This window comes from Pseudomonas chlororaphis subsp. piscium, from assembly GCF_003850345.1.
GTDB lineage: Bacteria > Pseudomonadota > Gammaproteobacteria > Pseudomonadales > Pseudomonadaceae > Aquipseudomonas > Aquipseudomonas piscium.
The window spans coordinates 5,653,580-5,679,314 of sequence record NZ_CP027707.1; the positions used below are offsets into that span (position 1 = coordinate 5,653,580).

General features: G+C 64.5%; 24 protein-coding genes. 16 read left to right on the forward strand and 8 right to left on the reverse strand.

The window, feature by feature from the left end; translation table 11 throughout:
- Positions 1-187: 187 nt before the first annotated feature.
- The 9 genes from C4K38_RS25510 to C4K38_RS25550 all read left to right on the forward strand — a co-directional run bounded on the left by C4K38_RS25510 (position 188) and on the right by C4K38_RS25550 (position 8,072).
- Positions 188-934: an amino acid ABC transporter permease gene (locus C4K38_RS25510; protein ID WP_053280682.1), complete on the forward strand. Its 747-nt coding sequence runs from the start codon at positions 188-190 to the stop codon at positions 932-934.
- Positions 934-1,605, forward strand: a complete 672-nt coding sequence (locus tag C4K38_RS25515) for an amino acid ABC transporter permease (protein WP_009050567.1) — start codon at positions 934-936, stop codon at positions 1,603-1,605. The genes C4K38_RS25510 and C4K38_RS25515 overlap by 1 nt, the downstream gene beginning before the upstream one ends.
- Entirely contained in the window at positions 1,602-2,336 is a 735-nt protein-coding gene (locus C4K38_RS25520; RefSeq protein ID WP_009050568.1) for an amino acid ABC transporter ATP-binding protein, read from the forward strand. The genes C4K38_RS25515 and C4K38_RS25520 overlap by 4 nt, the downstream gene beginning before the upstream one ends.
- A 177-nt stretch (positions 2,337-2,513) precedes the next feature.
- Positions 2,514-4,415 (forward strand): two-component sensor histidine kinase AauS, encoded by a 1,902-nt coding sequence (gene aauS / locus C4K38_RS25525; RefSeq protein ID WP_053280683.1) that lies wholly within the window; start codon positions 2,514-2,516, stop codon positions 4,413-4,415.
- Between the two features lie 44 nt (positions 4,416-4,459).
- Positions 4,460-5,737 (forward strand): two-component response regulator AauR, encoded by a 1,278-nt coding sequence (gene aauR / locus C4K38_RS25530; RefSeq protein ID WP_231998608.1) that lies wholly within the window; start codon positions 4,460-4,462, stop codon positions 5,735-5,737.
- Between the two features lie 30 nt (positions 5,738-5,767).
- Complete coding sequence (locus C4K38_RS25535; protein ID WP_162096444.1) at positions 5,768-6,097, forward strand: GlpM family protein; 330 nt, start codon at positions 5,768-5,770, stop codon at positions 6,095-6,097.
- A gap of 253 nt (positions 6,098-6,350) precedes the next feature.
- Entirely contained in the window at positions 6,351-7,271 is a 921-nt protein-coding gene (locus tag C4K38_RS25540; RefSeq protein WP_053280685.1) for an arginase family protein, read from the forward strand.
- Positions 7,268-7,642, forward strand: coding sequence for a DMT family transporter (locus C4K38_RS25545; RefSeq protein WP_053280686.1), 375 nt, complete (start codon positions 7,268-7,270; stop codon positions 7,640-7,642). Before C4K38_RS25540 ends, C4K38_RS25545 begins: the two co-directional genes overlap by 4 nt.
- Positions 7,643-7,673: 31 nt before the next feature.
- Positions 7,674-8,072, forward strand: a complete 399-nt coding sequence (locus C4K38_RS25550; RefSeq protein WP_053280687.1) for a DMT family transporter — start codon at positions 7,674-7,676, stop codon at positions 8,070-8,072.
- A gap of 123 nt (positions 8,073-8,195) precedes the next feature.
- Here C4K38_RS25550 and C4K38_RS25555 read toward each other — a convergent pair whose 3' ends face one another.
- Together C4K38_RS25555 and C4K38_RS25560 are read right to left on the reverse strand one after the other, a co-directional pair.
- Positions 8,196-9,062: a fatty acid desaturase family protein gene (locus C4K38_RS25555; RefSeq protein ID WP_053280688.1), complete on the reverse strand. Its 867-nt coding sequence runs from the start codon at positions 9,060-9,062 to the stop codon at positions 8,196-8,198.
- 274 nt (positions 9,063-9,336) lie between these two features.
- Complete coding sequence (locus C4K38_RS25560) at positions 9,337-10,119, reverse strand: MipA/OmpV family protein (protein WP_053280689.1); 783 nt, start codon at positions 10,117-10,119, stop codon at positions 9,337-9,339.
- 230 nt (positions 10,120-10,349) lie between these two features.
- Between C4K38_RS25560 and C4K38_RS25565 the strand changes: the two genes are divergently transcribed.
- From C4K38_RS25565 to C4K38_RS25590, 6 genes are read left to right on the forward strand one after another with little or no spacing between them, the layout of a single operon-like run.
- Positions 10,350-11,069 (forward strand): MtnX-like HAD-IB family phosphatase, encoded by a 720-nt coding sequence (locus tag C4K38_RS25565; RefSeq protein ID WP_053280690.1) that lies wholly within the window; start codon positions 10,350-10,352, stop codon positions 11,067-11,069.
- Positions 11,062-12,456, forward strand: coding sequence for an aspartate aminotransferase family protein (locus C4K38_RS25570; RefSeq protein WP_053280691.1), 1,395 nt, complete (start codon positions 11,062-11,064; stop codon positions 12,454-12,456). Before C4K38_RS25565 ends, C4K38_RS25570 begins: the two co-directional genes overlap by 8 nt.
- Positions 12,453-13,334, forward strand: coding sequence for an alpha/beta hydrolase (locus tag C4K38_RS25575; RefSeq protein WP_053280692.1), 882 nt, complete (start codon positions 12,453-12,455; stop codon positions 13,332-13,334). Before C4K38_RS25570 ends, C4K38_RS25575 begins: the two co-directional genes overlap by 4 nt.
- Positions 13,335-13,348: 14 nt before the next feature.
- Positions 13,349-14,476 (forward strand): GNAT family N-acetyltransferase, encoded by a 1,128-nt coding sequence (locus tag C4K38_RS25580; RefSeq protein WP_053280693.1) that lies wholly within the window; start codon positions 13,349-13,351, stop codon positions 14,474-14,476.
- Entirely contained in the window at positions 14,473-16,257 is a 1,785-nt protein-coding gene (locus C4K38_RS25585; protein WP_053280694.1) for a sensor histidine kinase, read from the forward strand. Before C4K38_RS25580 ends, C4K38_RS25585 begins: the two co-directional genes overlap by 4 nt.
- Positions 16,254-17,651, forward strand: coding sequence for a sigma-54-dependent transcriptional regulator (locus C4K38_RS25590; protein ID WP_053280695.1), 1,398 nt, complete (start codon positions 16,254-16,256; stop codon positions 17,649-17,651). Before C4K38_RS25585 ends, C4K38_RS25590 begins: the two co-directional genes overlap by 4 nt.
- 219 nt (positions 17,652-17,870) lie before the next feature.
- Here C4K38_RS25590 and C4K38_RS25595 read toward each other — a convergent pair whose 3' ends face one another.
- Complete coding sequence (locus tag C4K38_RS25595) at positions 17,871-18,905, reverse strand: alpha/beta fold hydrolase (RefSeq protein ID WP_053280696.1); 1,035 nt, start codon at positions 18,903-18,905, stop codon at positions 17,871-17,873.
- Between the two features lie 338 nt (positions 18,906-19,243).
- Positions 19,244-21,556, reverse strand: a complete 2,313-nt coding sequence (gene metE, locus C4K38_RS25600; RefSeq protein ID WP_053280697.1) for a 5-methyltetrahydropteroyltriglutamate--homocysteine S-methyltransferase — start codon at positions 21,554-21,556, stop codon at positions 19,244-19,246.
- Positions 21,557-21,664: 108 nt separating this feature from the next.
- On the opposite strand from metE, the gene metR reads away from it, so the two are divergent.
- Positions 21,665-22,582, forward strand: coding sequence for a transcriptional regulator MetR (gene metR, locus C4K38_RS25605; protein ID WP_009050584.1), 918 nt, complete (start codon positions 21,665-21,667; stop codon positions 22,580-22,582).
- A gap of 32 nt (positions 22,583-22,614) precedes the next feature.
- Here metR and C4K38_RS25610 read toward each other — a convergent pair whose 3' ends face one another.
- Genes C4K38_RS25610 through nosR form a run of 4 tightly spaced genes read right to left on the reverse strand, consistent with a single transcriptional unit; the run spans position 22,615 to position 25,691 of the window.
- The gene (locus C4K38_RS25610) at positions 22,615-23,124 is read right to left on the reverse strand and encodes a GNAT family N-acetyltransferase (RefSeq protein ID WP_053280698.1); all 510 of its coding nucleotides are present in this window, start codon (positions 23,122-23,124) and stop codon (positions 22,615-22,617) included.
- A gap of 40 nt (positions 23,125-23,164) precedes the next feature.
- Positions 23,165-23,803 carry a LysE family translocator gene (locus tag C4K38_RS25615; RefSeq protein WP_009050586.1) on the reverse strand — a complete coding sequence of 213 codons (639 nt, stop codon included), beginning with the start codon at positions 23,801-23,803 and terminating at the stop codon, positions 23,165-23,167.
- 27 nt (positions 23,804-23,830) lie between these two features.
- Entirely contained in the window at positions 23,831-24,265 is a 435-nt protein-coding gene (locus C4K38_RS25620; protein ID WP_053280699.1) for an NUDIX hydrolase, read from the reverse strand.
- Positions 24,266-24,323: 58 nt separating this feature from the next.
- Positions 24,324-25,691 (reverse strand): response regulator c-di-GMP phosphodiesterase, NosR family, encoded by a 1,368-nt coding sequence (gene nosR / locus C4K38_RS25625; RefSeq protein WP_053280700.1) that lies wholly within the window; start codon positions 25,689-25,691, stop codon positions 24,324-24,326.
- Between the last annotated feature and the right edge of the window lie 44 nt (positions 25,692-25,735).

The window sequence follows — 25,735 nt, forward strand, 5'->3', positions numbered from 1 at the left end:
CCTGACTAACCTTGTCTCCTGAAAGGGCCCGGCCCTTTCAGGAGCCTGTCACTACCTGCTGGCTTTTTTTGGAAACACTCGAACCGGTGGTTGTCGAGCCGATCGCGTGTGCCTGGCCGTCATCCAGGCGGGAACGGATTTCCCCAAGCGGGTGCTTGTACATCGATCGATCAGAGGGGAGACCCTAATGAATTACAACTGGGACTGGGGCGTGTTCTTCAAGTCCACCGGCGTGGGCAGCGAGACCTATCTCGACTGGTTCATCGCGGGCCTGGGCTGGACCATCGCCATCGCCGTGGTGGCCTGGATCGTCGCACTGCTGCTGGGCTCGGTACTGGGCGTCATGCGTACCGTGCCGAACCGCCTGGTGTCGGGCATCGCCACCGTCTACGTGGAGATCTTCCGTAACGTACCGCTGCTGGTTCAGCTGTTCATCTGGTACTTCCTGGTACCCGACCTGCTGCCGCAAGACCTGCAGGACTGGTACAAGCAGGACCTCAACCCGACCACCTCGGCCTACCTGAGCGTCGTCGTGTGCCTGGGCCTGTTCACCGCCGCCCGCGTCTGCGAACAAGTGCGCACCGGCATCCAGGCGCTGCCACGCGGCCAGGAATCCGCGGCCCGCGCCATGGGCTTTTCGCTGCCGCAGATCTACTGGAACGTGCTGCTGCCCCAGGCCTACCGGATCATCATTCCGCCGCTTACCTCGGAATTCCTCAACGTCTTCAAGAACTCCTCCGTGGCCTCGCTGATCGGCCTGATGGAGTTGCTGGCGCAGACCAAGCAGACCGCCGAGTTCTCGGCCAACCTGTTTGAAGCCTTCACCCTGGCCACGCTGATCTACTTCACCCTGAACATGAGCCTGATGCTGCTGATGCGCATGGTCGAGAAGAAAGTCGCAGTGCCCGGCCTGATCTCCGTGGGGGGCAAATAATGGAATTCGATTTCACTGGCGTCGTCCCGGCCATTCCCGGCCTGTGGAACGGCATGCTGATGACCCTCAAGCTGATGGCCCTGGGCGTCGTCGGCGGGATCATCCTCGGCACCATCCTGGCGTTGATGCGCTTGTCCCACAGCAAGTTGCTGTCGAACATCGCCGGCGTCTACGTCAACTACTTCCGCTCCATCCCGCTGCTGCTGGTGATCACCTGGTTCTACCTGGCGGTGCCCTTCGTGCTGCGCTGGATCACCGGCGAAGACACCCCGATCGGTGCGTTCGGCTCGTGCATCGTGGCCTTCATGATGTTCGAAGCGGCGTACTTCTGTGAAATCGTCCGCGCCGGCGTGCAGTCGATTCCCAAGGGCCAGATGGGCGCTGCCCAGGCACTGGGCATGAGCTATGGCCAGATGATGCGCCTGATCATCCTGCCCCAGGCGTTCCGCAAGATGACCCCGCTGCTGCTGCAGCAGAGCATCATCCTGTTCCAGGACACCTCGCTGGTGTACACCGTGGGCCTGGTGGACTTCCTCAATGCTTCGCGCTCCAGCGGCGACATCATCGGCCGCTCCAATGAGTTCCTGATCGTTGCCGGTCTGGTGTACTTCACAATCAGCTTTGCCGCCTCGGTGCTGGTCAAGCGTCTGCAAAAAAGGTTTGCCGTATGATCTCTATCAAGAACATCAACAAGTGGTATGGGGACTTCCAGGTGCTGACCGATTGCAGCACCGAGGTCAAGAAAGGCGAAGTGATCGTGGTGTGCGGACCATCCGGCTCCGGCAAATCCACCCTGATCAAGTGCGTCAACGCCCTGGAACCCTTCCAGAAAGGTGACATCGTGGTCGACGGCACCTCCATCGCCGACCCGAAGACCAACCTGCCGAAACTGCGCTCCCGTGTAGGCATGGTGTTCCAGCACTTCGAGCTGTTCCCGCACCTGACCATCACCGAGAACCTGACCATCGCGCAGATCAAGGTGCTGGGCCGCAGCAAGGAAGAGGCCACCAAGAAAGGCCTGCAACTGCTTGACCGGGTCGGCCTGGCCGCCCACGCCCACAAGCACCCGGGCCAGTTGTCCGGCGGCCAGCAGCAGCGTGTGGCGATCGCCCGCGCGCTGGCGATGGACCCAATCGTCATGCTGTTCGACGAACCGACTTCGGCGCTCGACCCGGAAATGGTCAACGAAGTGCTGGACGTGATGGTGCAGCTGGCTCACGAAGGCATGACCATGATGTGCGTGACCCACGAAATGGGCTTCGCCCGCAAGGTCGCGGACCGGGTGATCTTCATGGACGCAGGCAAAATCATCGAAGACTGCCCGAAAGAGGAATTCTTCGGCGATATCAACGCCCGCTCCGAGCGTGCGCAGCATTTCCTCGAGAAAATCCTGCAGCACTAAAAACCATGCAATCCCTGTAGCCGCTGCCGCAGGCTGCGATAAAGCCGAAGGTCTTCAGCGATCTCAAGATCGGGCGCCCACCTTGTGGGCGATCGCAGCCTTCGGCAGCGGCTACAGCTCGCAATACCACGGGGACGTCACCATGGACGGACAACTGGTACACCCGGGACCACTGTGATGAAATGCGACCCCACTCTCTATCGCGCCGCGCCGCCATCACTCGCCGTGAAACCCCGTCTGATCCGCCACCTGTTCCTGCCGCCCCTGGTCATCCTGCTGATGATCGGCCTGGGCTACGTCGGCTTCTGGGTCAGCGAGCACTACGGCATCCGCAGCCTCAGCGAGAACGGCGAACGCCAGCTGGAACTGCACGCCCGCGCGGTCGAAAGCGAGATCAGCAAATACACCTACCTGCCCAGCCTGCTGGAACTCGAATCCAGCGTTTCGCTGCTGCTCAATGACCCGACGCCGGAGCACCGGCAGACTGTCAACAATTACCTCGAAGGCCTGAACCGGCGCAGCCGCAGTCGGGCCATTTACGTGATGGACACCACCGGCCGCGTGCTGGCCACCAGCAACTGGCGCGACGTCGACAGCTACCTGGGCGAAGACCTGTCGTTCCGGGCCTATTTCCAGAACGCCGTGCGCGGCCAGCCCGGACGCTTCTACGGCATCGGCAGCACCAACGGCGAACCCGGCTACTACCTGGCCCACGGCCTGGAAGAACAGGGCAAGATCATCGGCGTGGCGGTGGTCAAGGTGCGCCTGGAAGCCCTCGAAGAGCGCTGGCAACGCGCCCGCCTGGAAGGCTTCGTCAGCGACGAGAACGGCATCATCATCCTCTCCAGCGACCCCGCCCGGCGGCTCAGGTCGGTACGCCCGCTGAGCGACGACACCAAGGAGCGCCTGGCGCGCAGCCTGCAATATTACTGGTTCACCCTCAACGAACTGGAGCCCTTGGCCCGCGAACGCCTGGCCGAAGGCGTGGAGAAACTGACCTTCCCGGCCAACACCGAGCTGGTGTCCGACGACAAGGAAATCAGCTACCTGTCCCAGACCCGGCCCCTGAGCGATACGCCCTGGAACTTCACCCTGCTGACCCCGCTCAAGGACCTGCGCCGCGAAGCCATCAACCAGGGCATCCTGGTGGCCGTGGCCTTCGCCCTGGTGGCTTTCCTGCTGATTGCCTGGAACGAGCGGCGCAAGGTCATCGCCACCCGCCTCGCCGCCCGCGAAGCCCTGCAGGAAGCCAACAACCAGCTGGAACGGCGGATCGCCGAACGCACCAGCGACCTGCGTGCCAGCAACGAACGGCTCAAGGGCCAGATCCGCGAGCGCCGCCAGGCCGAGGAAACCCTGCGCCGCGCCCAGGACGAACTGGTCCAGGCCGGCAAGCTCGCCGCCATCGGCCAGATGTCCACCAGCATCGCCCATGAACTGAATCAGCCGCTGGCCGCCCTGCGCACCCTATCCGGCAACACCGTGCGTTTCCTCGAGCGCGGCGCCCTGGACACCGCAAGCACCAACCTCAAGACCATCAACGAACTGATCGACCGCATGGGCCGCATCACCGCCAGCCTGCGTTCCTTCGCCCGTCGTGGCGAGGACCAGGGCGAAGCCAGCCTCGGCAAGGCCGTGGACGCCGCCCTGCTGCTGCTCAATGCGCGCCTGGAAAACCTGCCGCTGCAATTGCACCGCAACTTCAGCGAGGTCCAGGTAAAGATCGACCAGACCCGCCTGGAGCAGATCCTGGTCAACCTGATCGGCAACGCCCTGGACGCCATGCAGGCCCAGTCGCGGCCGGAGCTGTGGCTGGAAGGCGAAAGCGTCGAGGGCAAATACCGCCTGCGGGTGCGTGACAACGGCCACGGCATCGACGCCGAAGCGCGCAAGCATCTGTTCGAACCCTTTTTCACCACCAAACCCGGCGAACAGGGCCTGGGCCTCGGCCTGACCCTGTCCGCCAGCCTGGCCGCCGCCACGGGTGGCAACCTGGGCGTCGAGCACCCGGCCGACGGCGGTACCGCCTTCGTCCTCAGCCTGCCCCTGGTCAGCCCTACACAAGCCGAGCCGCTATGAACAACGACCTTACCGTCCTGATCGTCGAAGACGATCCCCATGTCCTGCTCGGCTGCCAGCAGGCCCTGGCCCTGGAAGACATTCCCTGTGTCGGCGTCGGCAGCGCCGAAGAAGCCCTGGAGCGGGTCAGCGACAACTTCGCCGGAATCGTCATCAGCGATATCCGCCTGCCGGGCATCGACGGCCTGGAGCTGCTGACCCGCCTCAAGGCCCGCGACCGCAGCCTGCCGGTGGTGCTGATCACCGGTCACGGCGATATCTCCATGGCCGTCGGCGCCATGCAGAAAGGCGCCTATGACTTCATGGAAAAGCCCTTCTCCCCCGAGCGCCTGGTGGAGGTTGCCCGCCGTGCCCTGGAGCAGCGCGGGCTGGCCCGGGAAGTGTCGTCGCTGCGCCGCCAGCTGGCCGAGCGCGACTCCCTCGAAGGACGGATCATCGGCCGCTCGCCAGCCATGCAGCACCTGCGGGAACTGATCGCCAACGTCGCCGACACCTCGGCCAACGTATTGATCGAAGGCGAGACCGGCACCGGCAAGGAACTGGTCGCCCGTTGCCTGCATGATTTCAGCCGCCGCCACACCCACCAGTTCGTCGCCCTCAACTGCGGCGGCCTGCCGGAAAACCTGTTCGAAAGCGAGATCTTCGGCCACGAGGCCAACGCCTTCACCGGCGCCGGCAAGCGCCGCATCGGCAAGATCGAGCACGCCCACGAAGGCACGCTGTTCCTCGACGAAGTGGAAAGCATGCCGATGAACCTGCAAATCAAACTGCTGCGGGTGTTGCAGGAGCGCACCCTGGAACGCCTCGGTTCGAACCAGAGCGTGGCGGTGGATTGCCGGGTGATCGCGGCGACCAAGTCCGACCTCGATGAGCTGGGGCGCGCCAACCAGTTCCGCAGCGACCTGTATTACCGCCTGAACGTGGTGACCCTGGAGCTGCCACCGTTGCGCGAACGTCGCGAGGACATCCTGCAGCTGTTCGAGCACTTCCTGCAGCAATCGTCCCTGCGTTTCGACCGCGCCGCGCCGGAGCTGGACAACCAGACCCTGTCGAACCTGATGAGCCACGACTGGCCTGGCAACGTGCGCGAGCTGCGCAACGTCGCCGAACGTTTTGCCCTGGGCCTGCCGGCGTTCAAGAAGTCCAGCGGCAACGCCGCGCAAGGCCTGGGCTTTGCCGAGGCGGTCGAGGCCTTCGAGCGCAACCTGCTCAACGACGCCCTGCAACGCAGCGGCGGCAACCTGACCCAGGCCAGCCAGGAACTGGGCATGGCCAAGACCACGCTGTTCGACAAGGTCAAGAAATACGGCCTGAGCCACTAACCAACATCTGCGAGAAGTACCGTGGATTTATTGCTGAAAGCCTGCCTGGGCGCCGCCGTGGTGGTGATCCTCGCCGCCCTGGCCAAGACCAGGAACTATTACATCGCCGGCCTGGTGCCGCTGTTTCCGACCTTCGCCCTGATCGCCCACTACATCGTTGGCAAGGGCCGCTCCATCGACGACCTGAAGACCACCATCGTCTTCGGCATGTGGTCGATCATTCCCTACTTCGTGTACCTGGCGACCCTCTACGTGATGGTCGACCGCCTGCGCCTGGAAGCCTCCCTCGCGGTGGCCGCGGTGGCCTGGCTGATGGCCGCCACCGTGCTGGTCAGCGTCTGGGTCCGCGTCCACGCCTGACTCCCCCGCCCCTGTAGCCGCTGCCGAAGGCTTGGGCCGCGTTCGGACGATAAGGCCGAAGGCCTTCAGCGTTCCCAAGATCTCTGCGCCCCCTGCGGGGTCGATCGCAGCCTCGCGGGCTCGGCAGCGGCTACAGGTTGCGTTCAGCGCCCTGGCCCGTCCCTTGCATTTACCCTGTAAAGCCCACTCTGCCTGCGTCCGCGACCTGTGACGCAAGCTTTTTCGAGGGGCGCTGCCATGGGTAAATCCTGCTTTGAACATTCTCGATCTCGACCACAGCCTGACCGCCCAGGAGCCTGTCCAGCGCCGGCTGCGCAGCGGCCAGGCGCGACGCCTGGACCTGCTGGACCTGGGCCCGAAACTGCGGCTCTGGTCCACCGAACGCACCTACCGCCACTTCACCGAGCGCCTGCGGCAAAGGCCCGCCCACAGCGGCCCGCAGCCGGAAATCTTCTTTGTCGGCTCCGGTGACTACCACCACCTGACCCCGGCCTTCCTCGCCGACCTGCAACAGCCGGTCAGCTTGATCCACTTCGACAACCACCCCGACTGGGTACGCTTCGCGCCGCGCCGGCACTGCGGTTCCTGGGTCAACCGGGCCCTGCAGCTGCCGCAGATCCAGCGCATCGTCACCCTCGGGCCGTGCAGCGACGACCTGCACAACCCACAGCTGCGCGGCGGCAACCTCAAGGCATTGCGCCACGGCAGGTTGCAGCTGTTTCCCTGGCAGCACGTGCCCTCCAAGGTCTGGGGCCGGGTCGGCGACGGCGCCGGGCACCAGCAACAGGAAAACCACCTGCACTGGCGCAACCTGGCCGGGCTCGATTGGCCCGCCTTCCTCGAGCAGATGATCGACAGCCTGCCGACCCAGGCGATCTGGATCACCATAGACAAGGACGTGCTGGCCAGCGCCGACGCCGCCACCAACTGGGACCAGGGCGGCATGCGCCTGAGCCACCTGCTGCTGGCCCTGCGCAGCCTCGCGGCGCGCAAGCGCATCCTCGGTATCGACGTCTGTGGCGAGTTCGCCGCGCCGGCCTTCAGCAACGCCTTCAAGCGCTGGGAAGCACACTCCGACCAGCCACCGGCCGAACGCTGGAGCGAAGCCGACCTGCAGCGCAATGCGACCACCAACGAAGCCCTGATGGCGCTGTTCGAGGAGCTGTTCCCGTGACCCTGACCGTTATCTTGCTGGTGGCCTTTTCCATCGTCCTGGACGTGATCGGCCAGCTCTGTTTCAAGCTCGGCCTGGACCGCCTGCCGGAGCTGGAAGGCGGTTTTCGCCTGAATGCCTTCTGGGGCCAGGTGTTCAACGCACCGCTCTTGTGGTGCGGCATCGGCGCCTATGTGATCGAGTTTTTCGTCTGGCTCGAAGCCCTGTCCCGCGCGCCGCTGAGCCTACTGTTCCCGGCGGCGGCCCTGGCCTATTGCGGCGTGGTCCTGGCCGGCAAGCTGGTTCTCGGCGAGAACGTCAGCCGCCGACGCTGGCTGGGCACCCTGGTGATCACCCTCGGTGTAATGCTGGTGTACGTCGCCAGCACCTGAGCCCCCTCAACGATTCACAAGGAAAGATGCTATGACTGCACAGACTCACGGCTGGCTCCACGGCCGCCTCGGCACCCTGGTGCTCTGGGCCCTGCTGATCGGCTTCGAAAGCGCCGGCCAGATCGCCACCAAGGTCGGCGGCGATCAACTGGGCCAGATGGATTTCAACCTGCAATGGCTGGCCGCGGTGGCGGTCAACCCGGGGGTGCTGCTGGCGATCGCCTGCTACATCGGCGCGTTCTTCGTGTGGATGCTGATCCTGCGACGCAGCAGCCTGTCCCTGGCCTTCCCCCTGAGTTCGCTGGTGTTCGTGGTGGTGTTGCTCGGCTCCTGGCTGGGCCTGGGCGAGCAGATCAGCCTGCTGCACTGGGTCGGGGTCTTCGTGATCATCGGCGGGATCGCCCTGCTGGCCGAAGGCGAAGAAGCCTGAAGGACTTTTGTAGCCGCTGCCGAAGGCTGCGAACGACCCCAAAGGAGGTGCTGCTCTTGAGGGCCTCTGAAGGCCCTCCGGGCCTTATCGCAGCCTGCGGCAGCGGCTACAGCTACGCGGGTGTCAGCGCTTCGGGTGTTTCAGCAGAAAGCCCAGGCCATGGGCCAGCGGGATCACCTTCACCCCCGCCGCCTGCTGCTGTTCGCGGATCTCGCGGTGGAAGGCCTTGACCCGGGTCCAGTGCATCTTCGGCCGGTAGTGGTGTTCGGCGTGGTAGCCGTTGTTCATCCAGATCAGGTTGTAGAGCCGGCTGTAGGAACTCACGCCCCAGGCGATCGGCAGGTCCGGGTTGCCGCCCAGGTGCTCGTAGTAGCCGTTGAGCGAGGACAGTGACTGTCCCAGGTACCAGAACGGCAACAGCACCAGCAGCGCATGCCAGTCGTATAGCGCCAGCGCCACATAGGCCAGCACCGTCATGCCTACTTCCACCTTGACCCAACGCGCGTCCGCCGGGCGCTTGCGCTGCATTTCCTGGTAGATGGCCTTGGGATCGTCGCGGAAAAAACTCAGGAAGGTGTAGGCCCAGACATTGTCCGGCTGGCCATTGCGGCCATGCAGGTAGATCGACAGCGGGTCGACCGTGGTGCCGTCCGCCCCGGGCCGATCCGAGTTGCCACGGTGATGGCGATTATGGATATCGCGGTACAGGGTCTGGGAAAAACCGATGGTCACCGACAGCAGCAGGTCGAAGGCGCGGTTCAGCCACGGCAGGCTGAAATAGGCGTTGTGGATCTGGTTGTGGGAAATGCTGTTGATGCTCCACGACAGGCTGACCGCATACAACAGCGCCGCTGGCAGGATCACCCACCAAGACAGGCTGTGAAAGGCCAGCACCAGCCAAAGCACGAAGGAAAAATGCACCAGGGCCATCAGGATCGGGACGATGTCCCACAGCGAATGGGCGAGCAGGCGATAAGCGGGACGAGCCATGAAGAACTTCCTGAAAAGTGGGTTCATGGCTGCCAGTGCAAAGGGTGGACCAATTCCTCCACTGCAGGAGCGAAGCTTGCTCGAGATGAACGATAACGCGGTCCTACAGGCACTCCGCGGCGCCTTGATCGCGGGCAAGCCTCGCTCCTATAGAAACAGCGCACGTCGGCAAAGGTATTCAGCCCCGCTTTTTTGTAGGAGCGAGGCTTGCCCGCGATGACGGCCTGGAGAACGCCATCGCCCCGCAAGCCCGGCGATAAGGCCTTGGCGGGTCTCAGAACTGGTAGCTGAGGGCGGTCTGGACCTGGCCCTGATTCACTTCGCCGCGCTCGCGCACCAGGGTGCTGTCGGCCGCCGAACCCGTCAGGTGAATCCAGCTGGCGCTGGTCATCCACGACCAGTTACCGCCCAGGGGCACCTGCAGGTTCTGGGTCAGGGTCAGGTTCTGCAAACCGCCGCCGGCGCTGTAGCGGCCGATGCCCGTCGCCTGGGCCTCGGCGTCGCTGACGCCAAAGAAGGTCTGGGTCTGCCGGGCGTCGGCGAAATGCGCGGTGAGGTTGTTGCTGCCGATGATCCCCAGGCCCAGGGGATAACCGATTTCGCCACCGATCTTGCCCAGCAGCCCACCCTGCCCCTCGCCCGCGGCCACCGCGCTGCCGAGGGAGGCGAACAGGCGCCAGAAGTCGTCCGGCGCGTACTGGATGTAGCCGCCGACATCGGCCATGTTCGGCACGTCCCGCAGGCCGCGCAGCGAGCCGTTGGCGTTGCGTCCCGGCAAATAGTTGATATAGGGCCCGGCGCTAAAACCATTGCCCTTGAAGGCATCCCAGGTCAGGCCGTCGTCAGTGTCGAGGCTGACATCGCCCCACTCCAGATCGACATAGGGCAAGGGCACAGTGTCATGCCGGCTGCCGCTGGGGTCATGGGGCTGGTAACCGATGCCCAGGCCCAGCGAGCCGCTCAATCCATCCTGGCCCCCGTCCTCGGCGAAAGCCCCGCTGGTGGCCCCCAGGATGAGCAGGACGGCAAACAGGGCGGAGCGTGTGAAGCTGAACATGGCGCGGGTTTCCTGGAGTGAAGATGCGCGCATCAATCACCACCCCGCCCCCTCCCTGCAAGCACTGATGTTGTTTGTAGCGAGCTACAAAATTTGTAGCTCCAACCACCCCTTCCAATGCCTTTTTCCCGCGCAGAGCCCGGCCCGCCTGGGCCCAAGCCACTTGGCACAGTCCCTGCTCCAGTACCTGGCATGCGCAAAGTGCGCTCCTCTCCAACAGGTAACTGCAGATGATGCACTGGCATATCGTGTGTGACTTCGACGGGACCATCACCCGCACCGACGTGATCGACAACGTCCTCCAACGCTTCGCCGACCCGAGCTGGGAAGACATCGAGCAACAATGGCTGGATGGCCATATCGGCTCCCGGGAATGCCTCAGCCGCCAACTGGCGCTGGTCAAGGCCTCGCCCGCCGAGCTGCTCGCCTACTTCGACAGCGTCGAGATCGATCCCGACTTCCCCGACTTCGTCGATCACGTGATCGGCCTGGGCGCTTCCCTGGAAGTGGTCAGCGACGGCATCGAGCAAGGCATCGCGCGGATCCTCGCGCGCCACTACGTGAGCCTGCTGCCGATCCTCGCCAACCGCCTGCGCCAGGTCGACCAGCACAGCTGGCGCATCGACTTCCCGCACTCCAGCGACGCCTGCCGCGCCGCGTCCGGCAACTGCAAATGCAAATCCACGCCCAAGGGCAAGCGGGTGCTGGTGATCGGCGACGGCCAGTCCGACATGTGCGTGGCCTCCAGCGCCGACTTCGTGTTCGCCAAGGGTCGCCTGGCCGAGTACTGCCAACGCAACGCTATCCCCCACGCGACGTTCGATTCCTTCGCCGAACTGCCGGCACTGCTGGCCCTGTTGCCCAACGAAGCGGCCAACGCCAATGCCTTCGCCCTCGACAACACCACCGAACATTCCGTACACACTCAGGAACTCTTCCATCATGTCTGACATTCGTATCGCTACCGCAGAAGACCAGGTACTTCTGGAAAAAGAAGCCAAGTACTGCTCCTACGGCGACACCGTCCACTACATCGAACCACCACGGATCTTCAGCCGCTGCGAAGGCTCCTACGTCTGGGACACCAGCGACCAGGCCTACCTCGACCTGCAGATGTGGTACTCGGCGGTGAACTTCGGTTATGCCAACCCGCGCCTGAACAATGCCCTCAAGCAACAGATCGACACCCTGCCGCAGATCGCCAGCCAGTACCTGCACAAGGGCAAGATCGAGCTCTCGGAAATGATCGCGGTGGATGCCAAGAAGAAGTTCGGCCTCGACGGCCGCGTGCACTTCAACGTCGGCGGCTCGCAGTCCATCGAGGACTCGCTGAAAGTCGTGCGCAACGCCACCAATGGCAAAAGCCTGATGTTCGCCTTCGAAGGCGGCTACCACGGCCGCACCCTCGGCGCTTCGTCGATCACCTCCAGCTACCGCTACCGTCGCCGCTACGGCCACTTCGGCGAGCGCGCCAACTTCATTCCCTTCCCTTACCACTTCCGCGGCCCCAAGGGCATGACCAAGGAAGAGTACGGCAGCCACTGCGTGCAGCAGTTCGCCCGGCTGTTCGAGACTGAATACAACGGCGTGTGGGACCCGAAAGTCGGCCAGAGCGAATACGCCGCCTTCTACGTCGAGCCGATCCAGGGCACCGGCGGCTACGTGATCCCGCCGATGAACTTCTACAGCGAGCTCAAGCATGTGCTCGACCAGCACGGCATCCTGATGGTGGTCGACGAGATCCAGATGGGCTTCTACCGCACCGGCAAGCTGTGGTCGATCGAGCACTTCGACGTCAAGCCGGACGTGATCGTCTTCGGCAAGGCCCTGACCAACGGCCTCAACCCCCTGGGCGGCATCTGGGCCCGCGAAGAGCTGATCAACCCCAAGGTGTTCCCGCCGGGTTCGACCCACTCCACCTTCGCCTCCAACCCGTTGGGCACTGCCGTGGGCCTGGAAATGTTCAAGATGACCAGCGAGACCGACTACGGCGCGATGGTCATGGAGAAGGGCAAATACTTCCTGGCCGGCCTGCAGGACCTGCAGAAACGCTACCCGATCATCGGCGATGTCGACGGCCTGGGCCTGGCGCTGCGCTGCGAGATCTGCACCACCGACGGTTTCACCCCGGACAAGGCGACCCTGGACTACATGGTCGAGGAAGGCATGAAGGGCGACATCGAAATCAATGGCCAGCGCCTGGGGCTGATTCTCGATGTGGGCGGCTACTACAAGAACGTCATCACCCTGGCCCCCTCGCTGGAAATCAGCTACGCGGAGATCGACCTCGGCATCGCCCTGCTCGACCGTCTGCTGGACCGGGCCATGAAGCGATGACAGCACAGATCGATCTGGGCGAAGGCATCGACCTGGGCGAAGGCGATGCCGGGTTCGTCCTCGGCAATGGCGAGGTCGCGGTGTTGTTGATCCACGGCCTCACCGGCACCCCGACGGAACTGCGTCGGGTGGCCGCCGGCCTGGCCAAGGCCGGGTGCACGGTGTACGTGCCGACCCTGGCCGGGCATTGCGGCAACAACGCCGACCTGCAAGCCACCGGCTGGCAGGACTGGTACGAGGGCGTGCGCCGGACCTTCGTCGGCATCCGCCAGCGCCACCGGCAGGTGTTCGTCGGCGGCCTGTCGATGGGCGCCGTCATGTCCATGTACCTGGCCTCGGAACACCCGGGGCAGGTCAGCGGCCTGCTGATGTATTCGACCACCCTCAAGTACGACGGCTGGAGCATCAACAAGCTGGCGTTCCTCACCCCGCTGCTGATGAAGATTCCGTTCGGCGTGCACATCTGCAGCTTCGAGGAGAAGCCGCCGTACGGCATCAAGAACGAGCGCCTGCGGGCGGTGGTCGAGCGGCAGATGAAGGCTGGCGAAAGCAGCAGTGCCGGCCTGCTGACCATGGAAGGGGTGACTGTGCGCGAGCTGCACCGGATGAACGCGGTGGTGAAAAAACGCATGCCGTCGATCACCACCCCGGCCCTGGTGCTGCACTCCATCGAGGACGACATCACCAGCCGCTGGAACGCCGACTATGTCGAACGCAAGCTCGGCGGCCCGGTGGTCAAGGTGCTGCTCGACAACTGCTACCACATGATCACCGTCGACCTGCAGTACCGCCGGGTGGTGGAGTTGAGCGCGGACTTCATCGAACGTCAGGCGGGCCCACGGCCCGCGGTGTACGCAGACCTGCGCCAGTTCGCCTGATTCAAGGACCGCACGTGATCACCAGCCAAGTCTTTTCGAGCATCCAGGCCATCGACCCCAGCGCCTGGAACGACTGTTTTCCCGGTGCACTGGAGGATTGGGACTATTACCTGGCGGTACAGAACGCCGGCATCGAGGACTTCACCTGGCGCTACCTGGCGGTATTCGAAGACGGGGCGCTGGTAGCCGCCGCCCCGGCCTTCATCACCCGCTACCGCCTGGACACCACCGTCTCGGGCCCGGCCAAGCGCCTGAGCGAACGCCTGCAACGCTGGTGGCCGGGGCTGCTGCAACTGCCGCTGTATGCCATCGGTTCGCCGGTGGCCGAACAGTGCCATGCCGGCACCGCCAGCCATATCCCCGCGGTGCGCCGCCAGGCCCTGCTGGAGCAACTGCTGCACCTGGCCCGGCGCGACGCCGACGCCCAGGGCATCGGCCTGCTGGCGGTCAAGGACGCCGCCAGCCAGGACCGGCAATGGGCCGCCAGCTGCCAGGCATTCGGCCTGCAAGCCATGCCCAGCCTGCCCAGCGCCCTGCTACCGGTGCCCTTCGGCTCGCTGGATGCCTACCTCGGCACCCTGGGCAAATCCACGCGCAAGGACCTGCGCCGCAAGTTGCGCGCGCCCGGGCCGCGGATCGAATGGCGGCGCAACATCGACGACGTCCTGCCCGAGATCATGCGCCTGTATGAAGCCACCCTGCAGCGCAGCGACCTGCAATTCGAACGCTTACCCGCGCCCTACTTCACCGGTATCCTCCAGCAGTTGGGGGAACGGGCCGCCTGCGTGCTGTATTGGGTCGACCAACAACTGGTGGCCTTCAACCTGGTGCTGCTTGACGAACACCGGCTGATCGACAAATTCTTCGCCCACGACCTGGAGATCAGTCGTGAGCACAACCTGTATTTCCGCAGCTGGATGGCCAATGTCGACTACTGTATCCAGCACCGGATCGCGCTGTACGAATGTGGCCAAGCCGGTTATGCCAGCAAGCTGCGCCTGGGCTGTAGCTTCACCGGCAACAACCTGTTCTTCCAGCATCGCAACCCGCTGCTCGACACCCTGCTCAAAGGGCTGAAATATGTTCTCCGGCCGGATCGCTCCGACCCCGCCATGGCCGCTGCACTAAGCGAAAGTTCATGACCAGAAAAGACCGCCGCCCCCCTCGCCCTTTCGCCATCTCCCGCTGGAGCCTGCAGCGCAAGCTGGTGCTGGCGTTCTGGATGGTCAGCGTGATCCCCACGATGATCGCCGCCGAGCTGGCGGCCACCACCCTGTCGCAGATCTTCGACAGCAACGTGCGCATCTGGCTGCAGGAATCGACCAAGATCGTCGAGGACGAAATCACCGAGACCCTGCGCGACAACGCGCGCATCGCCCAACTGTTCCTGCGTTATGCCAAGCCGCCCACCGACCGCAACGCGGCCAAGCACGACAAGCTCACCGCCGACATCGCCGACTCCATGGGCATCGATGTGGTGGCGCTGATCCGCAAGCGCGACCATCAGGTGGTGTTCAGCACCGCCGCCGACGATATCGTCGGGCAGATCAGCCTGGCCCCCAACGCGGTGCTGCAGACCCTGCAGATCGGCGGCGTGGCCACCGGCGCGGTGGTCTCGACCTTCCAGACCACTCTCGACGGCAACGATTACCAACTGCTGATCGCCACCTACCTGGACGCCAGTTTCCTCACCAGCGTGGCCGATGTGCATTCCCTCGACCTGCGCCTGTACCTGGCCAAGGCCAACGATTTCGCCGAGATCTTCGCCACCCAGCGTTTCGAGGACCACCCCAGCCGGGTGCCGGAGAGCATCGAGAGCATTCTGCGCGAAACCCGCCAGCCCACGGAGCAGTTCACCAGCCGCTACAGCGGCCTGTACCGACCGATCTTCAACAGCAACGGCGACCTGGTGGGGGTGATTTTCAGCGGCCTGCTGCGCCACAGCAGCCTGGTGGGGCTGGTCAACCAGAGCAACCTGTTCATCTTGATCTTCCTGCTCAGTTCGGCGGCGTCGCTGGCGGTCGGCTGGCTGGTCTCGCAACGCCTGACCATGCCCCTGCGCGGCCTGTCCAAGGGGGTCCGGGCGGTGATCGCCGGTGACTACCGACAACGAGTGCCGGTGATTGGCGGCGACGAGCTGGCGGAGCTGAGCAGCACCTTCAACCACATGAGCGAACGCCTGGGCGAACTGCAGCACCTGGAAGCCCAGTTGCGCCGCCGCGACCGCCTCCACGCCCTGGGCGAAGTGGCCATGGGCCTGGCCCATGAAATCCGCAATCCCCTGGGCATCATCAAGACCGCCACCCAACTGCTGCACCGCCGGGCGAACCTGCCCGAAGGCGACAAGCGCCACCTGGAATACGTGATCAGCGAAGTCAGCCGGATCAACGATCTGATCACCGACTTCCTCGATTTCGCCAAACCCAGCGCGCCGATCCGCTCGACCCTGCTGGCGCGGCCGCTGGTGGAGGAACTGATCGGCTTCTGCGAGCCGGAACTGGCCAGCCACAAGATCGATGCGCAGATCGACGACCAGGCGCCGGGCGCGACCCTGTACGCCGACGCGCGCCAGCTCAAGCAGGCCTGCCTGAACCTGATCCTCAACGCCATCGACGCCATGCCCGCGGGCGGCCGCCTGACCCTGGGCATCGCCCAGGACGCCGAGCACACCATCCTGCGGGTCACCGACACCGGCCAGGGCATCGAGCCGGACATGCTCGAACGCATCTTCACCCCCTTCGTCACCACCAAGGCCTCGGGCACCGGGCTGGGCCTGGCCAAGGTGTTCTCGATCATGGAAAACCATGACGGGCACATCGAATGCAGCAGCGAAATAGATGCCGGCGCCACCTTCAGCCTGTACATTCCGGCCAAAGGTGATGACGAGGAAGATGATGAAGATGAGCAAAAGGCCCAGCCATGACGCATAACCTGCTGGTGGTCGACGACGAGCCCAAACTCTGCGACCTGCTGTCCTCGGCGCTGAGCCAGGACGGTATCCAGGTGTTCACCGCCGGCAACGGCCTGCATGCGCTCAAGGTGCTGGAGCAGGAAGAGATCGACCTGGTGATCAGCGACTGGCGCATGCCCGGCATGGACGGCCCGCAGCTGCTGGCCGAGATCAAGCAGCGCTACCCGCAGATCCCGGTGATTGTCATGACCGCCTACAGCACGGTGAAAAACGCCGTGCAGTCGATGCGCAACGGCGCCTACGACTACATCGCCAAGCCCTTCGACATCGACGAGCTGGACATCACCGTCAGCAAAGCCCTGCAGTTTCGCGACATCCTCAAAGACAACCAGCGCATGCGCGCCGAGCTCGACGAGCACCGGCAGTTCGACAGCCTGGTGGGCGACAGCCCGACTTTCCGCCAGGTCCTGCAAGCGGTGGACTCGGTGCGCGAAAGCAACGCCACCATCCTGCTGACCGGCGAAAGCGGCACCGGCAAGGAGATGGTCGCCCGGGCCATCCACCAGCACGGCAACCGCGCCAACAAACCCTTTGTCGCGGTCAACTGCGCGGCGATCCCCGAAGGCCTGCTGGAAAGCGAAATGTTCGGCCATCGCAAGGGCGCCTTCACCGGCGCCGTGGCGGACCGGGTCGGGCGTTTTCAGCAGGCGGACAAGGGCACGCTGTTTCTCGATGAGGTCGGCGACATGCCGCTGGCCCTGCAAGCGAAGATCCTGCGCGCCTTGCAGGAGCGGGTGATCGAACCGGTGGGCGACCCGCGCGAGCGCAAGGTCGATGTGCGGGTGATCGCCGCCACCAACAAGAACCTGCTGGAGGCGGTGGCCAACAAGGAGTTTCGCGAAGACCTGTATTACCGCCTCAATGTCTTCCCGATCCCCCTGCCCGCCCTGCGCGAGCGGGTCGAGGATATCGCGCCCCTGGCCCGGCATTTCGCTCACACCCTGGGCGCCACTGCCGGCAAGCGCATCACCGGCTTCAGCCCGCAGGCCCTGCAGGCCATGGCCAACTATGCCTGGCCGGGCAATATCCGCGAACTGCAGAACTGCGTCGAACGCGCGACCATCGTCGCTTCAGGCGCGGTGATCGAGGAAAGCGACCTGCCGGGTTATCTGTTTACTTCACCACCGCTGAACGCCGGGGCCAGCCCCCTGCCCGGCGACAGCCTCAGCGTGCCCAGCGACCTGGACGCCGCCCTGGCCGAAGTGGAGAAGGCCTACATCCTCGCCGCCCTGCAACAGAGCAACGGCGTGCAGGCCGCCGCCGCGCAGCTGATCGGCATTTCCGAACGCAGCTTCTGGTACCGCCTGAAGAAACTCGGGATCCAGGTCGACAAGATCGTCCGCTGATGCACGCACGTCCCCTTTAGGAGCAACCGGTCGAGGCTCGATCGCCCGCGAAAGCGCTACATCAGACACACCGCATTGCCTGCATCGCCGGCAAGCCTGGCTCCTACAGAAGCCAGGCCGCCACGGACTTGTAGGAGCGAAGCTTGCTCGCGATAGCGGCACTCCAGACACACCGCGTTGCCTGCATCGCCGGCAAGCCTGGCTCCTACAGAAGCCAGGTCAGAGGAGGTTCGGCGCGGGCAGCGGATCGATCTGCGCCCAGTGCGAGGTATCTTCGCGATGGCGTTGCAGGTAGGGCAGCACCGCCGCCAGCAACGGCGCCTTGAAGGCTTCCTGGAAACGATGGGCCAGGCCCGGGATCAGCTTCAGCTGGCTGCCCTGGATATGCGCGGCCAGGTGTACGCCGTGCATCACCGGCAGCAGCGGATCGGCGGTGCCATGCACCACCAGGGTCGGCACCCGCAGCTGGTTGAGCAGGGCCACCCGGCTCGGTTCGGCAAGGATCGCCATGATCTGGCGCTTCACCCCTTCCGGATTGAAGGCACGGTCATAGGACAGCGCCGCCTGGTGCAGCAGCGCCTGGCGATCGTCAGTGACCTGCGGGCTGCCGAGGGCGGCCAGCAGGTCGGCCTGTTGCTCCAGCGCCACCTCACGGTTCGGCGCACTGCGCCGCGACAACAGTTGCACCAGCGCCGAATTGGGCGCCGGCAGGCCTTCGGCGCCGGAGCTGGTCATGATCAGGGTCAGGCTCTCGACCCGTTGCGGCGCCATGGCCGCCAGGTGCTGGGCGATCATCCCGCCCATGCTCGCGCCCAGGACATGGAACTGCTCGACCTGCAGGGCATTCATCAGGCCCAGGGCGTCATCGGCCATATCGGTCAGGCTGTAGGGCGCGGCCACCGGCAGGCCGAGCTTGTAGCGCAGCACCTCGAACGTCAGGTTGGCGCTGGCCGGCGCCTGGCGCCAGGTGGACAGGCCGACATCGCGGTTGTCGTAACGGATCACCCGGAACCCCTGCTGGCACAGGGCAACGACCACTTCGTCCGGCCAGTGGATCAACTGCCCGCCCAGGCCCATCACCAGCAACAGGGCCGGATCGGAGGCACGGCCGATGCTCTGGTAGGCCAGGCTCACCTGCTCCAGTTCGACCCTTTGGGTCGGTACGTTGACATCGCATCGAGACGCCGCCTGAGACGGCAGGCCGAACAGCAGCGCGGCCAGGAAAATAGTCGTTGAAAAAAATCTTGCCCACATGAAGAAACACCGAAACGCAGAAGCCCAGTAGAGCGCGAGTCTGATGAACTTTGATCGAGCGCGCTGCCACAGTTACGTGACAGTTTGATGAAGATTGCCCAGCGGTCATAAAACCTGTAGCCGCTGCCGCAGGCTGCGATCGGCCCGAAGGGGCGTAGCGATCTTAAGTTCGCTGAAGGCCCTTCGGTCCTTATCGCAGCCTCGTGCCGCGGCCCACTGTAGGAGCGAAGCTTGCTCGCGATGGTCGTGAACAATGACGCGGTGTTCCTGAAGCAGCGCGGCGCCTGTGGACTCATCGCGCGCAAGCTGCGCTCCTACAGAGGCAGGCGTCAGTGGGATCAGGCCTGCTGGTTACGCAACTGGCGGGCGGCGGCGACCATGTTGACCAGGGCGGCTTCGGTTTCCGGCCAGGCGCGGGTCTTCAGGCCACAGTCCGGGTTGACCCACAGGCGCTCGGCGGGGATGCGCCGGACCGCCTTGCTCATCAGCTTGACCATCTCGGCGGTGTCCGGCACCCGCGGCGAATGGATGTCATACACCCCCGGGCCGATGTCGTTCGGGTAGTCGAAGGCTTCGAAAGCCTCCAGCAACTCCATGTCCGAACGCGACGTCTCGATGGTGATCACGTCGGCATCCATGGCCGCGATGGCCTGGATCACGTCGTTGAACTCGCTGTAGCACATGTGGGTGTGGATCTGGGTTTCGTCGCGCACCCCCGAGGCGGTCAGGCGGAAGGCTTCCACCGCCCAGTCCAGGTACGCCTGCCAGTCCGCCCGGCGCAGCGGCAGGCCTTCGCGGAACGCCGCTTCGTCGATCTGCACGATCTTGATCCCGGCCTTTTCCAGGTCCACCACCTCATCGCGCAGGGCCAGCGCCAGTTGCCGGGCCTGCACTTCACGGGACACATCCTCGCGGGGGAAAGACCACATCAGCATGGTCACAGGCCCGGTGAGCATGCCCTTCATCACCTTGTCGGTCAGGCTCTGGGCGTAGCTGATCCAGTCCACCGTCATGGCCTGCGGGCGGCTCAGGTCACCGTAGATCACCGCCGGTTTCACACAGCGCGAACCGTAGCTCTGGACCCAGCCGAAACGGGTGAACAGGTAGCCGTCCAGTTGCTCGGCGAAGTACTCGACCATGTCATTGCGCTCGGCTTCGCCGTGGACCAGCACGTCCAGCCCCAGACGCTCCTGGACCTGCACCGCATGGCGGATTTCGCAGCGCATGGCGTCGGTGTAGTCGTTGTTCGACAGCTTGCCCTGCTTGAACGTCTGACGGGCCAGGCGGATCGATGCGGTCTGCGGGAACGAACCGATGGTGGTGGTCGGGAACACCGGCAGCTTCAGGCGGGCGTGCTGCTGGGCGATGCGTTGGGCAAAGGGCGAATGACGCTGGCTGTCGGCGGCGCTGACCGCCTTGAGCCGCGCCTGGACCTCGGCCTTGTGGATCCGCGGCGACCGCGCTCGGCTGGCCTGCACCTGGCGGCTTTCGGCCAGGGCCGCTTGCACCGCCGGGGCCTGGGGATGGTTCAGGGCATCACGCAGCACCGAGATCTCGCCGCATTTCTGCACGGCGAAGGCCAGCCAGCTTTTCAGCTCGGCATCCAGCTGATCTTCCCGGGACAGGTCCACCGGGCTGTGCAGCAGGGAGCAGGAACTGCTGACCCACAGGTTGTCGCCAAAACGCTCCTGCGCCGCTTGCAGCTGCTGCAGTGCCTGCTCCAGCTCGCAACGCCAGACGTTGCGACCGTTGACCAGGCCCACGGAAAGAATCTTGTAGGTCGGCAGGCGGTCGAGCACCTGGGTCAGTTGTTCCGGCGCCCGCACGGCGTCGATGTGCAGGCCGTCCACCGGCAGGCCGACGGCCAGCCCGAGGTTGTCCTGCAGGCCGCTGAAGTAAGTGGCCACCAGTTTTTTCAGCGGCGAGTACTGGAGGATGTGGTAAGCCCGCTCGAAGGCGCCCTTCCATTCCTGCGGCAGGTCGAGGGTCAGGATAGGTTCGTCGATCTGCACCCACTCCACGCCCTGGGCCTTGAGGCGGTTGAGGATTTCGCCGTAGACCGGCAGCAGGCGCTCCAGCAGCTCGAGCTTGTTGAAGTCGTTGCCCTTGGCCTTGCCCAGCCACAGGTAGGTCAACGGACCGATGATCACCGGCTTGACCCGGTGGCCCAGGGCGTGGGCTTCGTCGACCTCGTCGAACAGTTGCTCCCAGCTCAGCTTGAACGACTGATCGGCGCTGAATTCCGGGACCAGATAGTGGTAGTTGGTGTCGAACCACTTGGTCAGTTCCTGGGCGTACTGGGTCTTGGCGTGCTCGCCGCCACAGCAGCCAGCCGAGGCACCGCGGGCCATGGCGAACAGGGTGTCGAGGGTCGGCCGGCCCTGGGCGTCCTTGCTGCTGTCGAAGCGCTCGGGAACCACGCCAAAGGCCAGCGATTGAGTCAGCACCTGGTCGTACCAGGCGAAGTCGCCCACCGGCAGCAGGTCGATGCCGGCGTCCTTTTGCAGCTGCCAGTGCCTGGCCCGCAGCTGGCGTCCGACGTCTTGCAGCGCCTGCCGGTCGAGGTCGCCCTTCCAGTAGGATTCGAGGGCTTTTTTCAATTCGCGGTCGGCGCCGATGCGCGGAAAACCAAGGGTGTGGGCCAAGGCCATGGGTGGGTTCCTCCCTGTAAAAGATGGCGCTATTGTCGACAGCCAAGCCAACATGAGACAAACTCAACCTTTTCGTGTTGATCACAAAATTTATTCATGGAGACCCTGGTGCTCGAAATCCGTCACCTGAAGACCCTGCACGCCCTGCGCGAAGCCGACAGCCTGGTCGAAGCCGCCGAACGCCTGCACCTGACCCAGTCCGCCCTGTCCCACCAGTTCAAGGAACTGGAAGAGCGCATGGGCATGCCGCTGTTCGTGCGCAAGACCAAGCCGGTGCGTTTCACCAGCGCCGGCCTGCGCCTGCTGCAACTGGCGGACGCCACCCTGCCGTTGCTGCGCGCCGCCGAGCGGGACATTTCCCGCCTCGCCGGCGGCACCGCCGGGCGCCTGCACATGGCCATCGAATGCCACAGCTGCTTCCAGTGGCTGATGCCGACCATCGACCAGTTCCGCGACGCCTGGCCGGAAGTCGAGCTGGATTTGGCCTCGGGTTTCTCCTTCGCCCCGCTGCCGGCCCTGGCCCGCGGCGACCTGGACCTGGTGGTGACCTCCGACCCGGTGGAACTGGCGGGCATCACCTACGTGCCGCTGTTCACCTACGAAGCCATGCTCGCGGTGGCCAACCAGCACCGCCTGGCCAGCAAGCCCTACATAGTTCCGGAAGACCTGCTCAGCGAAACCCTGATCACCTACCCGGTGGAGCGCGACCGCCTGGATATCTTCACCCGCTTCCTGGAACCGGCCGACATCGAGCCGGCCCAGGTCCGCACCTCGGAACTGACGGTGATGATGATGCAACTGGTGGCCAGCGGCCGGGGCGTATGCGGCATGCCCCACTGGGCGCTGCATGAATACAGCTCACGGGGTTATGTGAAGGCCAAGCGCCTGGGGGAAAAAGGCCTGTTCGCCACGCTGTACGCGGCGATCCGCGCCGACATGCTGGATGCGCCCTATATGCGCGACTTCCTGCTGACCGCCAAGGACACCTCGTTCTCGACCCTGGACGGGGTCAGCGCGGTGCGTTGAAAAGCGGCGTCGGCCTGTAGGAGCGGGGATCTTCAGAGGGGGGAGATGACCTCACGCCACAGGTGAAGCTTGTCGAAATATTCGACGCCCACCCGCACCGCCAGCGGCTCCAGGCCGAACTGGACGAAACCGCAGCGCTGGTACAGCACCAGGGCGGCTTCGTTGCCAGCGGTGACCGTCAGTTGCACCAGCCGTACCCCGGGGCGTTGCCGCGCCTCCTGCAGCAGCGCCTGGACCAGCCGGTAGCCCAGGCCGCTGTGGCGATAAGGCTGCGCCACATACAGGCCGAACAGCGTGGCCTTGTGCCGGGCTTTTTCCCGGACCTCGAACGCCAGCCCGACGATGCCCACCAGCTCGCCATCCTCGAAGGCCCCCAGCAACAGGTCCAGCGGGCTGCTCAGCCGCGACTCCCACCAACTCAGGGGCATCGCCGCCCGTTCGGCGACGCTGGAAGTAAAGGCCTGCGGGTGATGCTCGTAGGCCTCGAGCATCAACGCGCGGTAGGCGGTGGCATGACTGGCATCGAGGCGCTGGATGGACATGGTTGGTCGAGGCCCCCGGGCTCGCGGGTGAATGAAAGGATCAAGCTGTCTGGCGTTGTTCCAGCAGCAGACGCACCGCCAGCCCGGCCAGCACGAAGCCCATGAAATAACGTTGGGTCGCCAGCCACAGCGGGTTGTGCACGAACCAGGCGGCGATTCCCGAAGCAAACAACGCGATCAGCAGGTTGACACTGAAGCTCACGCTGATCTGGGTCAGGCCGAGGATGATGCTCTGGGTGAACACCGAACCGTGTTCCGGGCTGATGAACTGGGGAAAGACCGAGAGGTAGAACACCGCGATCTTCGGGTTCAGGGCGCTGGTGAGAAAGCCCATCAGGATCAGCTTGCGCGACGAGTCCGGCGGCAGCTGCTGCGCCTCGAACGGCGAACGCGCGCCCGGCTTCAGGGCCTGCCAGGCCAGCCACATCAGGTACAGGGCGCCGACCCACTTGAGCACTTCATAGGCCACCGGCACCGCCATGAAGACCGCGGTCAGGCCGATCGCCGCGGCGAACAGGTGGACGAAGAAACCGGCCACCACGCCGACCAGCGAGGTCACGCCCGCCCGGCGGCCCTGGCAGATCGAGCGGGAGATCAGATAGATCATGTTGGGGCCAGGAGTCAGCACCATCAGCAGCGCTGCGGCGATGAAGATCAACATGTCGTGAAGGGGAATCATGATGGGCAATCCTTTGTCCTTGAAAAATCAGGCCGAGGCCAGTTGCGAGGCGCGATAAAACGGCAAGATCAGGTCGCGTGTCAATGGGGCCAAGGTGAGCTCGTCGGCAACCTGCGGATCGACCCAGCAGACCTCCTCGATTTCCGCCGCGGGCTGTACCTCGTTGGTGTCCAGATCGAGGCGGAACAATTCGGCCTCGACCACAAAACCCGGCTCGTTGGCCGCCGGGGCGGAAAACCGTCCCAGGTAACGTGCGTCGGCCGGGTCGATACGCAGCCCGAGTTCTTCTTCCAGCTCACGGGCCAGGGCCTGGGCCGGCAACTCGCTCGGCTCGATCTTGCCGCCCGGCTGCATGAAGGCCTGGGTGCCGCGCTTGCGCACCAGCAGGGTACGGCCGTCGGGGCCGATCAACAGGGCCGCGGCGATACGGATAATGGGGGATGTAGCGCTTGAAAGAGTCATGAAAAACCTGGATCGGGTACGCGAAGGCGGCAAGGATCCCATGACTGGCGAGGCGTCGTCACGACACAGTCGGCGCCTGTTTTTTCAATACACCTGGCTCCTCGGGCAACTTGACGAAGATGCTGTAGCGCGCGCCCTCCATGGCTTCGTAGGCAATCAGCTTGTCCAGCAACGGCCCGTTCAGCACCTTGCCGGCGTTGAGCAGCAGCATGCCGTTGTCGGCATTGAGGTTGCGCGCCAGCACCATGCCCTCCTGCAACTCGCGCGAACCCAGGACCTTGACCGACGGATCGCCCAGGGTCACGTCGCGCAGGTACACCGCGCAGACCTGGATGAAGTCTTCCACCAGCTGCGGGTCGTACAGGCGCCCGGCGTATTTGCGGATGTACACCAGCGCCTCGTCGCTGTTCATGTGGCGCTCCAGGATCAGGCCGCGCTGCAACTCGATGAAGTCCACCGCCAGTTTCAGCAGGCGCGAACCGAAGGGAATCGCCTCGCCCTTGAGGTGGTCGGGAAAACCGCTGCCGTCCCAGTGTTCCTGGTGGTGCAGAATCAGCCGCGCCGCATCCTGCATCGGTTCCAGGGTCATCAGCAGCGACTCGCTCTGCTTCGGATAATCGCGATAACGCTCGCGCTCCGGATGATGCAGCAGGTCCGCCGGGGCGATCATCATGCTGTCGCTCCAGCCCAGCTTGCCAATGTTGTACAGCGCCGCCGCCATGCCCAGGTCGCGGCTGCCACCTTCGTCGACCCCATGCACTTTGCAGTAGGCCCGCACCAGTTCGATGATCTGCCGGTTGGTCTGCCGGGAAGGCGGCAGGCGCTGATTGACCAGCAGGGAAAACAGCTCGGTGCTGGTGGCATAACTGTGCTTGAGCTCTTCATAGGCCAGGTCGAGCATGTCGGCGGTCTGCTGCAGCTCGGCGGTACGCGCCTCAACGCGTTTTTCCAGGGCCGCGTTGAGGGTCTTGAGTTCGCTGTTCTGCTCGTGGATCAGTTCCTCCAGACGCAGCCGCTCACGCTCGGAATGTTGATGGGCCAAGGATTGGCGCAGCGTCAGGAGCATCTCCTCGTCGCTCCACGGCTTGCTCAGGTAGCGATAGACCTGGCCCTCGTTGATCGCCTTGACGATCAGCGCCAGGTCGGACTCGCCGGTGAGCAGGATGCGCGTGGTATGGGGGTAATCCTGGTGAACCCGGGCCAGCAGCGTCACCCCGTCCATTTGCGGTAGACGGGCGCTGCTCAGCAGCAGGTCGATCGGCTCGCGGGCCATGATCTGCAACGCTTCGGCGCCGCTGGTGGCCAGGTGCAGGGCATAGGGTTCATGGCGCAGCAGATGACGCAGGCGCTCAAGCACGCCAGGTTGTTCATCGACCAGCAATACGCCGGACAGGCGCGGGGAATTGGCAACGCTTGGCTCACCCATGGCAACACCTCGGGCCAACGTCGGTGCACATACTCCTTGTCGGT

Bases quoted from the DNA above. Each gene is read 5' to 3' on its own strand.
- C4K38_RS25515 (WP_009050567.1), top strand. From the start codon at position 934: ATGGAATTCGATTTCACTGGCGTCGTCCCGGCCATTCCCGGCCTGTGG.
- C4K38_RS25555 (WP_053280688.1), bottom strand. From the start codon at position 9,062: ATGGCTCGTCCCGCTTATCGCCTGCTCGCCCATTCGCTGTGGGACATC.
- C4K38_RS25560 (WP_053280689.1), bottom strand. From the start codon at position 10,119: ATGTTCAGCTTCACACGCTCCGCCCTGTTTGCCGTCCTGCTCATCCTG.
- C4K38_RS25595 (WP_053280696.1), bottom strand. From the start codon at position 18,905: ATGTGGGCAAGATTTTTTTCAACGACTATTTTCCTGGCCGCGCTGCTG.
- C4K38_RS25590 (WP_053280695.1), top strand. From the start codon at position 16,254: ATGACGCATAACCTGCTGGTGGTCGACGACGAGCCCAAACTCTGCGAC.
- C4K38_RS25510 (WP_053280682.1), top strand. From the start codon at position 188: ATGAATTACAACTGGGACTGGGGCGTGTTCTTCAAGTCCACCGGCGTG.
- aauS (WP_053280683.1), top strand. From the start codon at position 2,514: ATGAAATGCGACCCCACTCTCTATCGCGCCGCGCCGCCATCACTCGCC.
- nosR (WP_053280700.1), bottom strand. From the start codon at position 25,691: ATGGGTGAGCCAAGCGTTGCCAATTCCCCGCGCCTGTCCGGCGTATTG.
- C4K38_RS25570 (WP_053280691.1), top strand. From the start codon at position 11,062: ATGTCTGACATTCGTATCGCTACCGCAGAAGACCAGGTACTTCTGGAA.
- metE (WP_053280697.1), bottom strand. From the start codon at position 21,556: ATGGCCTTGGCCCACACCCTTGGTTTTCCGCGCATCGGCGCCGACCGC.
- C4K38_RS25615 (WP_009050586.1), bottom strand. From the start codon at position 23,803: ATGATTCCCCTTCACGACATGTTGATCTTCATCGCCGCAGCGCTGCTG.
- C4K38_RS25565 (WP_053280690.1), top strand. From the start codon at position 10,350: ATGATGCACTGGCATATCGTGTGTGACTTCGACGGGACCATCACCCGC.
- C4K38_RS25575 (WP_053280692.1), top strand. From the start codon at position 12,453: ATGACAGCACAGATCGATCTGGGCGAAGGCATCGACCTGGGCGAAGGC.
- C4K38_RS25585 (WP_053280694.1), top strand. From the start codon at position 14,473: ATGACCAGAAAAGACCGCCGCCCCCCTCGCCCTTTCGCCATCTCCCGC.
- C4K38_RS25610 (WP_053280698.1), bottom strand. From the start codon at position 23,124: ATGTCCATCCAGCGCCTCGATGCCAGTCATGCCACCGCCTACCGCGCG.
- C4K38_RS25520 (WP_009050568.1), top strand. From the start codon at position 1,602: ATGATCTCTATCAAGAACATCAACAAGTGGTATGGGGACTTCCAGGTG.
- C4K38_RS25550 (WP_053280687.1), top strand. From the start codon at position 7,674: ATGACTGCACAGACTCACGGCTGGCTCCACGGCCGCCTCGGCACCCTG.
- C4K38_RS25620 (WP_053280699.1), bottom strand. From the start codon at position 24,265: ATGACTCTTTCAAGCGCTACATCCCCCATTATCCGTATCGCCGCGGCC.